Below are 10,832 nucleotides of genomic sequence, written 5' to 3' on the forward strand. Positions count from 1 at the left end.
AGAGGATAGCCGCATGAAAGTTTCCGACAAAGTTGTTCAAGACCTGCGCACACTGGTTGAAAAAAATCAGATGCAAGTCGGAGACCGATTGCCTGCCGAAAGAAAGTTGTGTGAACAACTCGGGGTTTCCCGTTCCTCTTTGCGTGAGGCTATTCAGCAATTGACCAGTCAGGGCATGCTGGTCAGCAAAGTTGGAGCGGGTACTTTTTTGCAACAGCTGCCAACCAATTGGTCGCAATATCAAATTGTGCAACCTTTAAGTAACCTGATTGATGAAGATCCTGCTTATCGTTTTGATGTGCAGGAAGCCCGAATGGTGCTTGAAGGTGGTACTGCATGGTATGCCGCACAGCGGGCAACTGCTGAGGATTTGAAAAAAATCCGTGCCTGTTATGAGCAAATCGCCCATTTTCAAATTTTGGGTGATGACGATCAGGCGGCAATTGCCGATGCCAAGTTTCATTTGGCAATTGCCGAGGCATCGCACAATTTGGTGCTTATTCAAATGATGCGCGGCTTATTTGATTTGTTGCAATACAACGTGGTTTTGGGACGACGTAAAGTTTATACCGAAGCCCACCGTTTCGATCAGTTGCATGATCAGCATTTTCAAGTGATGGATGCAATTGAACGTCAGGATCCAGAAGCTGCCCGTGCGGCAGTGTGTGGACATATTGAATTTGTAGTTCAACAAGTACGCATGATAGACGAGGAAGATGCGCGTCGTCAGCGTGCGAGTCGATTAAACAGGATAGCGCCATGATTATTTCTTCTGCGAATGATTACCGCGAAGCAGCCAAACGCCGTTTACCGCCATTTTTATTTCACTATATAGATGGAGGTGCGTATGCGGAACAAACGCTAAAAAGAAATGTAGAAGACCTTTCACAAATTGCCTTGCGCCAACGTGTATTAAATGACATGTCGGCTTTAAGTTTAGAAACCACGTTATTTAATGAAACTTTGTCGATGCCTGTGGCTTTGGCGCCAGTCGGTTTAACAGGCATGTATGCGCGCCGTGGTGAAGTACAGGCTGCTGTAGCAGCAGACAAAAAGGGTATTCCGTTTACATTATCTACCGTGTCGGTGTGTCCAATTGAAGAAGTGGTGCCTGCCATTTCTCGCCCAATGTGGTTTCAGCTTTATGTGTTACGTGACCGTGGTTTTATGCGTAATGCTTTGGAACGTGCCAAAGCAGCCGGCTGTTCAACACTGGTTTTTACAGTAGATATGCCTGTGCCTGGCGCACGTTATCGTGATGCACACTCGGGCATGAGTGGGCCAAATGCGGCCATGCGTCGTTATATGCAAGCAGTGATGCATCCAAATTGGGCGTGGGATGTGGGCTTACTCGGCCGCCCGCATGATTTGGGCAATATTTCCAAATACTTGGGCAAGCCGACTGGACTGGAAGATTATATTGGTTGGTTGGGCAATAACTTTGATCCATCCATTTCATGGAAAGACCTAGAGTGGATTCGTGAATTTTGGGATGGCCCGATGGTGATTAAAGGCATTTTAGACCCTGAAGATGCCAAAGATGCAGTCCGCTTTGGTGCCGATGGTATTGTGGTATCGAATCACGGTGGGCGTCAGTTAGATGGTGTGCTCTCGACTGCACGTGCTTTACCGCCAATTGCTGATGCCGTCAAAGGCGATTTAAAAATTCTGGTGGATTCAGGCATTCGTAACGGTTTAGATGTAGTGCGTATGCTGGCTATGGGTGCCGATACTTGTATGCTCGGACGTGCCTTTATTTATGCATTGGGTGCAGCAGGTGGGGCAGGGGTGAGTAATTTACTTGAACTGATGGATAAAGAAATGCGGGTGGCAATGACCTTAACAGGTGCTAAGAATATTCAGGCCATTACTTCAGATTGTCTGGTACGACTTGAGCATGAGCTGAAAGGCTAATTTGCCAACATGGGTGATGAATCCATAACTTTAAAAGTTTGGCTTGATTGCTCAATTGTATTTTCTTCACCATTGGAATTCAGGACATGCACACCATGCCACAGACTAACTCATCAACAGCAGAATTTGATGCTGCAGCGACACTCAAAAATTTGGTTGATATTGTGGGGAAATCCAATGTATTGACCCATGAGTTGGATACCCGCTTATATCGTCAAGGGCGACGTTTTGGTGAGGGGAAGGTTTTTGCTGTAGTAACACCTGGCTCGCTGTTGCAGCAGTGGCAAGTGTTGCAAGTGGCAGTGGCGGCTGATTGCATTATTATTATGCAGGCCGCCAATACAGGACTTACTGGTGGTTCGACCCCTTTTGGTGATGATTATGACCGTCCTGTTATTCTGATTAATACACAGCGTTTAAAAGGCATTCAGCTGATTAATGATGCCAAGCAAGTGATTTGTTTGCCTGGTGCAACGCTAGATGCTTTGGAACAACAACTGGCACCGCATCAACGTGAACCACATTCAGTCATTGGTTCATCTTGTATTGGTGCTTCGGTGTTGGGTGGGGTGTGCAATAATTCAGGCGGTGCATTGGTCAGACGCGGCCCTGCCTATACTGAGCTGGCCTTATATGCACAAGTCAATGCATTGGGCGAATTGCAACTCATCAACCATTTAGGGGTGAATTTAGGAAGCTCGCCAGAAGAAATTTTAACCAAACTTGAGCAACAACAATATCGCCCTGAAGATATTGAATATCCAGAACATTGTTGTGCTTCAGATCAGCGTTACGTGCATGATGTTGCGCAAGTCGACGCCGATACGCCTGCACGTTTTAATGCCGACCCGAGCCGTTTATTCGAAGCTTCGGGTTCGGCGGGTAAAATCTGTGTGTTTGCAGTGCGTTTGGATACGTTTGAGAAAATTCCAAGTCAGGTGTTTTATATCGGCAGTAATCATCAGGATGATTTAACCGCGATTCGCCGTTTTTTATTACGTGATTTGCCGCGTGTACCGATTGCAGGTGAGTATATTCATCGGGATGCCTATGACATTGGTGCAGAATACGGCAAAGACAGCTTCTTGTTTATCGAGAAGTTTGGCACCAGTAAAGTACCTGCAGCTTTCGCCATGAAAGACAAAGTTGATGGTTTTCTAACCCGTTGGAGCATGCGTGGATTGTCGGATAAAGTTTTGCAAATGTTCATGAAACTACTGCCAAACCATTTACCAGAACGCATGAACCAATTTCGTGATTTGTATGAACATCATTTAATTTTGCGCATTGAGCAGCAAGATGTTGCGGCAGTACAGCAGTTTTTATTGGATTATTTTATCACGCGCAATTCCGGCAGTTTTTTTCTATGTAATGAAGATGAAGGCCGTAAGGCTTTTCTGCATCGCTTTGCAGTGGCAGGTGCTGCAATCCGTTATCGTGATACACATCGAAATGAAGTGGAAGACATTGTTGCTTTAGATATTGCGTTAAGACGTAATGATTCGCAGTGGGTTGAAAATTTACCCGAAGAGTTGGAGCAGGCGATTATACATAAGTTGTATTATGGTCATTTTTTATGTCATGTCTTTCATCAGGACTATATTATTAAAAAAGGTCTAGACCCATTGGCAATGGAACATCAAATGTGGTCATTGCTAGATGCACGTGGGGCAGAGTATCCTGCAGAACATAATGTTGGGCATTTATATGTGGCGAAGCCTGCTCTGAAGCAGCACTATAAAAAATTGGATCCGACCAATTGTTTTAATGTAGGCATTGGACATAGCTCTAAATTAAAAGCATGGCGCTAAATAAGGATGAAAACTGAGCAGTGAAACTGATGCTAAGGAAAGATGGATATGTTTAAGTTAGACAGCAGACTGCTACAGATTTTTTATTATGTGTATAAATTAAAAAATGTGTCTGCTGCCGCGGATGCGTTGGGCATGAGTCAGCCTGCGGTCAGTAACTGTTTAAATAAGATTCGTCAGCATTTTAATGACCCATTATTTTTAAGGGTGGGCAATGAAATGTTGCCAACTGAGTTGGCGAAACAGATTTTTTCACCGATTAGTGAAATTATTAATAAAATTGAAACGGTTTATAACTTTAAAGTCGATTTTGATCCGACCCATTCCGATCAGTTATTTACCTTGGCAATGACCGATGTTTCGCATTTGGTTTTATTGCCAAAGCTGACAAAGTTTTTAAAAAAATATGCGCCTTCGGTACGGATTAAAATTCGTCCTATTAGCCGTGAAACCAGTTATCAAATGGCAAATGGTGAAATTGATTTTGCGATTGGATTTTTACCTGAATTAGAACAGGGTTTTTATCAGCAGCAATTATTTTTACAATATTATGTGGTGATTAGTCGTAAAGATCATCCACGTATTAGTGAAAAAAGTTTAGATGTTGCAGCTTATATTCGTGAATCGCATGTTGATGTGGATACCAGTATAGGTCACTACCATATTGAAAATGAACTAAGCAATCGCGGTTTAAGACGTAATATTTTAATGAGTATTCCAAGTTATTTGGGCGTTGGTTTAATTGTGCAAGAAACCGATATGATTGCGACAGTACCTTATTATTTAAGTGAAGTATTGTTGGCACGTGGGAATTTACAAGTAGTAAGTGCGCCGTTGAATTTTCCAACTTATCCTGTACGACAGTATTGGCATACGTCTTGTCATCACCAAACCAGTCATCAGTGGTTAAGAAAAGTGATTTTTGATTTGTTTAGCCAGCATCCTTAATTAATGGTGTTTAAATTTTTTATACGTTGTTTTTAAATCATCATTCACTAATTCCCTCATCTTTAAATGAAAAGACTAGGTTAATCGGATGAGTGATTTTTATTTGTAATGCAATAAAATTGAATTTCTGACCACGATTTAGATTGCTGCTATTCATTTTCATTTTTCGATATAAATGTCTAAACATTCGCCTGTATCAGCACTACGAATACACTGACCATCGAGATACCATTTTGGTTTCTTTGTCCATTACAATTATAAGCTTCGGCATCATCGCATAATCTTGTTTCTGTTTTCCTGCCACATCTAGGCATTTGCCTTGCACGGTAATGTTTTGATCAGGATGGAAAATAAAATGCGGATGAGTAGCATCATGATAATGCGAAGTCTGAAAGCTAAGTTGATTTCTATGACTAAAATCGACGCAGCGGCAATCATAGGTTTTAATTTTGAGTTTTTTGTTGCCATGTTTGTGTAGGATAAGGCATAGGTGTAGGCACATAAATGGTTTTTGAGCAGGGTGTTCTAGAGGTGTACTGGGTGGAATTTGAGGTTGAATGACGATATTGGGAATCTGCCCCGATGCTGTTCCGTCAACCACAATACATGCTGTTAAAAGTTAGCAATTGCTTAAAGTGAAAAGTGTCTTAAACATAAGAGAAAACAATCTATTTATTAAGTGGATAGGATAAATTTAAAGCATGGAACAAATATTGAATTTTTGTAATTTTGTGTATAATTGATCCTAGAAGTTTATCTAATAGTCACGGTTTTCCAAAAAAAAATTAAGTACAGAAAAACGTCAAGTTGTCATTCTTTGTTGTTAGACGGTGCATTCTTGGGAGGTGTGTGGTAGAAGTTGTATTTTCAGGATATATTTCTGAAATTAGGTGGTGGTCAGCAACAAGGGAATTATCTAATTTGTGGAATTGAACACCAAAAATAGACAACTAAAACTCAACTGTATCGCCTTCAAATCATGTGATTGAGTTATAAAATTATGTGTTAAAGTTGGCGCTTGTCGCAGTTTTTTGAATTTTTTGGGGTTGGAACTGTTGAAGCGTTTTTTACTAAGACTCGGATTAGATCTGCGTAAACTTATTTTAATTTCGACAATTTTAACTGTATCCGGCTTATTTGTCGTAAGTGTATTTATTTTAAATTATGTAATTAAGCAACAATTAATTCAAAACTCACTTTCTGTGAACGAAAGATATGCAGAGAAAATTGCCACCAGTACTAATCAGCATTTTGCTGATATGTTAAAAGAATTAGAATATAGCGCTAAAGTACTAGAGAAAAATTTTTATAATATAGATTTAAGAAAATCAGAAGTAGAGCGTTTAAAGAATCAGTCTGATAACTTTAATAGTGTTTTACTTGTGGGGGAAAATAAGCATGTTTTTGCATTTTCACCCAGTAGTTTGAATTTTAATTTTGGTCAAGCTTATAATTCATTGGGTATAGTAGAGTCAACTGAAAAAAAGAAAACTTATATTTCTACACCCTACTGGTCTGTAAAAAACAATCTTTTGGTCATGATGTCTCAGCCTATTTATAATGGCAAAGATAATTATTTAGGGATGATCAGTGGTTCGATTTATTTACAACGGAAAAATTTATTAAATACAATGCTTAATACGCAATATGACTATAAAAAAAGTTATATGTATGTGATTGATCAACATAACCGTATTATTTTCCATCCAGATAAAAATCGCATCGGTGAAAAAATTATCAACAATACGGGTTTAGACTTTATTAATCAGCATAAAAATGGCTCAATCCGTTTAAAAAATAGTTTAGGTATAGATAATTTGGCAGGTTTTGCACATATTCCAAGTGTAAATTGGATAGTGGTTTCTCAACAACCGACAGAGGATTTACTTGCACAAGCGAATACGCTGATTTCAAAAGTATCGATTGGAATCTTCATTTTCTACTTTTTTATTTTTTTATTGATTTGGTATATCTCAAGCTTTATTTCTTCACCTTTGAACCGCTTAGCTCGTATGGCAAGTATGCTCAATCATGCGGACATTGAAAATAAAATTAAAGAAGTTGATCCATGGTATTTCGAGGTTTTAAAGTTTAGAACCTCATTATTAATGAGTTCGGAAACCTTTAGTCATCGGATTGCGGAGTTAAAACATCATGTCAATACGGACCCATTGACAGGTTTATACAACCGTCGTGGTATGCAATTATTTTTAAATGAACTGCTAGAGACTCGTACCGAATTTGCAGTATTAGCTATTGATATTGATTTTTTTAAGAAAATTAATGATCAGTATGGGCATGATCAAGGTGACGTGGTACTTAAAACGCTCGCGCAACTAATGCTAACTAATTTTAGGGAACAGGATATTTGCTGTCGTAGTGGCGGTGAAGAATTTCTGGTTTTAATGACGACTGCAGATGCAAGTGTGGCGTATAAAGCTGCAGAGCGGCTTAGAAAAACCATGCAGGAAACTACGATTAATCAGATGGGTCAAATCACCATCTCTGTTGGCATCGCGTTCTGGCCAAAAGATGCCGTCGATGTGGCTGCAGTACTAAAAATTGCAGATAATAAACTTTATGAAGCAAAACATAGTGGGCGGAATTGCATCCGTTCTACAGTCAAGTCGTCTGCTTAAAAATTTTGCTGAACTGCAATCTTGTGAAGATGTTAATCAAATCGATCTTACTGATTTAATTCGGGATGGCGTTCTTTTAAGATGGGTTGTATCTACAAGAGGGCTTAACGGTTAGTTTGAAGCTTTAAAAGATTAGAGCGAGAGAATCATTACTTATAAAAAAGAGGAAATATAGAAATTCTGAGGACTGAATAGAGGATAAATCAGCTAAACCCTCCGACGGTGCCGCTGCATGTGTCGTTACCCTGAACCCGATGAGTTCAAGGTGGACGCGACGTATACTTGCTGGGCTTCCCACTCAGGGTGGGCATGCACTCTAAATATACAGAACGCAATCCATAAGTTTAAGTATCGGCAGGGGAATAGACCTGCTGGCGAACACCTCAGAGTTAGACTCAGTATAAAGGATTCAGCTTTAGACGCAAACCTATCGGCCTACAGAACTGTAAATTTAAGTGTCATTTGCACAGGCTTTATGCAAGTCAAAGCCTTATTCGGTCAGTGTTTCGACTTCTTCCAGAATTGTGGCCAGCAAGCGTTCACAATGGACATATTCCTGCAGGGACTTGTTCATCGACAGCACTTCCTGCATCAGCTCTAAAGCCACCATAATAATCAGCTTGCTTGGTTCCATACGTGGTGCTTTACGACGGAATTCATCATATTTTTCATTCAGCAATTCTGCTGCACGTTCCAGATCCGGCCGTGTTTCAAGAGTCGTGGCCAGCTTGAAACTGTGTCCTAAAACGCGTAAATCTACAGGAATTTGTTCACTCATGCTTAAGCTTCCTCGCTGACATCAGTTGGATGGGCCAATTGCTGAATTTCCTGGGCATTCTGGTCTTGTGCAGTTCCTAAAATGGCCAGACGCTGAATAATTGCCTCGACTTTGGCTTTGGCATGCTCATTCTTCTGCAATAAACGCTCACGTTCTTGCTGCAAAGATTGCACATTCTGCAAAGTCTGACGCTGTTCATTCTGCAGTTTTTCTTTAATGACGCGTAGCTCGTTACGTTCGGCCAGCAATTCCTGAAAGCGGTTTTTGAGATCGGTGCAGCTTTTTTCCAGACGGCTATAACGGTCCGCCAATGCGGTCGCATCCTGATTTAACTGCTGAAATTGGGCCTGACTGGTGCTGAGCTGTTCACTTAAAGACTCAATTTCTTCTTGTTTTTGGGTAATCACCCCATTTCTTTGCACAATTTGTGCATGATGCTGCTCTTCAGCCTGTTGCTTGGCTTCAGCTAAAGATTGAGTTTCACTCTCATAATGCGCAAGTCGTGTTTTTAAAACACCAATATGCGCCTGTAGACGCTGTAATTCTTCTAACATATCGTGGTCGCACAGTCTTGCAAACAAAGGTAATATATACGAAGTATAGAGATTGGATAAGCGAATGCAAGACGATATTTCAGGTTGGTCCGAATGGTACCGCAATTTTTCTATGATTGAAGAAATTTCAAGTCCAAGTGAGTTACATGGTTTACTGACCGGTATAGTTTGTGTGACAAATGCACCAACTGAAGCCGAGTGGCAACAGATTCTGGCAACCCTGAATGTGCCCGAACTCAGCCCGGAAGCGCTGGATATTTTAACCGGTGAAGCGGAAGATGTAGCGCATGCTTTATCTGAAGATGAACTGGATTATCTGCCCCTGTTACCGGATGATGAACACGTATTACAAGAGCGGGTACAGGCGCTGGCTGACTGGTGTGCCGGCGTGGTACTGGGCTTTGGCCTGGCGTCCGGACATATCCGCAGCGATGAGCTGGAGCTGATTGAACATCTGCAAGATGTGGCAGCAGTCGAGTTTGAAGACTCGGACAATGACGAAGAAGGCGAAGAAAGCTATCAGGAATTATATGAATTTGTCCGCCTGATTCCGGTGAGCCTGTCGGTTGGCCGCAAGAAAATAGCGGTTGATGAAAGTTCTTTGTTACAAAACGTACATGCCAAGTCACGTCAGGTGGCTGCGCCAGAAAGCGGCAGTATTGTTGAAATGTTTACCCCACATCGTCCGAGCTGATTCGGGCGATACCATCCTCCCTTTATTTAGGCTGCGAAGAAAAATTAATGAAAAAACTGACCCAGGTAGAATTTAAAGAACGTCGTGACCGTCTGGCTGAACTGATGGGACCACACAGTATTGCCATTATTGCCACCAGTCCGGTGGCCATGCGTAACCGGGATGCTGACTATAAATATCGAACGGACAGCAGTTTCTTCTACTTGACCGGCTTTGCAGAACCTGAAGCGGTCGCGGTCATTGAAACCTATGAATCTATAGATGAAGGCTATACCTATAGCCTGTTTTGCCGCGAACGTAACCGGGAGATGGAAATCTGGAATGGCTATCGCGCCGGTATTGATGGCGCCATTGAACAGTATGAGGCCGATGAAGCCTATGCCATTGACCTGCTCGATGAAGAAATTCTGGAAAAACTGCTGGATAAAAACCAGCTCTTTTACCGTATTGGACAGAATGCCGAATTTGATGCGCGGGTGGCCAAATGGATTGCAGCTGCCAATGGCGAAAGCCGCCGTGGTACCTCGGCACCAGCGCAGGTGGTGCAGCTCGACCGGCTGGTCGATGAAATGCGTTTGCACAAAGACACCAAAGAGCTGGAACTGATGCAAATTGCGGCAGATATTTCTGCTGAAGCGCATACCCGGGCCATGCAAACGGTTAAGCCAGGTATGATGGAATATGCGCTGGAAGCCGAACTGAACTATGTATTTGGCCGAAATGGCTGTGTTCCATCTTATAACAGTATTGTCGGTGGTGGTGAAAATGCCTGCATTCTGCACTATGTAGAGAACGACAAAGAACTGAAAGATGGCGATTTGGTGTTAATTGATGCCGCCTGTGAATATCAGTTCTATGCTTCAGATATTACCCGGACCTTTCCGGTGAATGGCAAATTCAGCCCCGAGCAAAAAGCGCTGTATAACCTTGTACTAGATGCTCAGCTTGCAGCAATTAATGCCGTACAGATTGGCAACTCCTATAAAGAACCGCATTATGTTGCGGTACGTATTCTGGTGCAGGGCCTGCTTGATTTAGGCATTATGCAGGGTGATCTGGACGAGATTATTGCGTCAGAAAGCTATCGTCAGTTCTATATGCATGGTACAGGCCACTGGCTGGGTATGGATGTGCATGATGTCGGAACTTATAAGGTTGATGGCGAATGGCGTGCTTATGAAGCCGGTATGGTGGTTACGGTTGAGCCGGGTCTATACATTGCCCCGGATGATGAAACGGTAGATCCAAAATGGCGTGGCATTGGCATCCGGATTGAAGATGATATTGTCGCGACCAAAAATGGACCACTGAACTTAACTGTGAAAGTAGTGAAAACTGTAGACGAGATTGAAGCGTTGATGGCTGCGACCAAATAAAAGCCGTACAGGTCAAAAGCCGGTCAGAAGATCGGCTTTTTTGATTTTGAATCAGCGTTAATGGGTTAAATAGAGATAGACATCCAGACTAATGAACGAAAATATGCCAAACCCATTT

At 41.9% G+C, this 10,832-nt stretch carries 9 protein-coding genes and 1 other RNA gene; 7 read left to right on the forward strand and 3 right to left on the reverse strand.

Annotated features, from left to right (window positions below):
* Positions 1 to 13: 13 nt before the first annotated feature.
* The 5 genes from lldR (at position 14) to FTU67_RS02635 (ending at position 7,312) form a co-directional block, all read left to right on the forward strand.
* Positions 14 to 763, forward strand: coding sequence for a transcriptional regulator LldR (lldR, locus tag FTU67_RS02615; RefSeq protein WP_005179260.1), 750 nt, complete (start codon positions 14 to 16; stop codon positions 761 to 763).
* Positions 760 to 1,914 (forward strand): FMN-dependent L-lactate dehydrogenase LldD, encoded by a 1,155-nt coding sequence (gene lldD, locus FTU67_RS02620; RefSeq protein ID WP_005179256.1) that lies wholly within the window; start codon positions 760 to 762, stop codon positions 1,912 to 1,914. Before lldR ends, lldD begins: the two co-directional genes overlap by 4 nt.
* Before the next feature lie 95 nt (positions 1,915 to 2,009).
* On the forward strand, positions 2,010 to 3,725 hold the full coding sequence (dld, locus tag FTU67_RS02625; protein ID WP_180061368.1) for a D-lactate dehydrogenase: 1,716 nt from the start codon (positions 2,010 to 2,012) through the stop codon (positions 3,723 to 3,725).
* Positions 3,726 to 3,773: 48 nt separating this feature from the next.
* Entirely contained in the window at positions 3,774 to 4,673 is a 900-nt protein-coding gene (locus FTU67_RS02630) for a LysR family transcriptional regulator (protein WP_180061369.1), read from the forward strand.
* Between the two features lie 1,055 nt (positions 4,674 to 5,728).
* Entirely contained in the window at positions 5,729 to 7,312 is a 1,584-nt protein-coding gene (locus FTU67_RS02635; RefSeq protein WP_373684726.1) for a diguanylate cyclase, read from the forward strand.
* 209 nt (positions 7,313 to 7,521) lie between these two features.
* Here FTU67_RS02635 and ssrS read toward each other — a convergent pair.
* The 3 genes from ssrS to FTU67_RS02650 form a co-directional block, all read right to left on the reverse strand.
* Positions 7,522 to 7,705, reverse strand: a non-coding RNA gene (gene ssrS / locus FTU67_RS02640) — 6S RNA.
* 97 nt (positions 7,706 to 7,802) lie between these two features.
* Positions 7,803 to 8,090, reverse strand: a complete 288-nt coding sequence (locus FTU67_RS02645; RefSeq protein ID WP_180061371.1) for a cell division protein ZapA — start codon at positions 8,088 to 8,090, stop codon at positions 7,803 to 7,805.
* A gap of 2 nt (positions 8,091 to 8,092) precedes the next feature.
* On the reverse strand, positions 8,093 to 8,644 hold the full coding sequence (locus tag FTU67_RS02650) for a hypothetical protein (protein WP_005179239.1): 552 nt from the start codon (positions 8,642 to 8,644) through the stop codon (positions 8,093 to 8,095).
* 64 nt (positions 8,645 to 8,708) lie between these two features.
* Here FTU67_RS02650 and FTU67_RS02655 point away from each other — a divergent pair, with 64 nt between their 5' ends.
* On the forward strand, positions 8,709 to 9,338 hold the full coding sequence (locus FTU67_RS02655) for a UPF0149 family protein (RefSeq protein ID WP_127798882.1): 630 nt from the start codon (positions 8,709 to 8,711) through the stop codon (positions 9,336 to 9,338).
* 47 nt (positions 9,339 to 9,385) lie between these two features.
* The gene (pepP, locus tag FTU67_RS02660) at positions 9,386 to 10,714 is read left to right on the forward strand and encodes a Xaa-Pro aminopeptidase (RefSeq protein WP_180061372.1); all 1,329 of its coding nucleotides are present in this window, start codon (positions 9,386 to 9,388) and stop codon (positions 10,712 to 10,714) included.
* Positions 10,715 to 10,832 lie beyond the last annotated feature (118 nt).

It is taken from the genome of Acinetobacter sp. YH12132, from assembly GCF_013418645.1.
GTDB classification, from domain to species: domain Bacteria; phylum Pseudomonadota; class Gammaproteobacteria; order Pseudomonadales; family Moraxellaceae; genus Acinetobacter; species Acinetobacter indicus.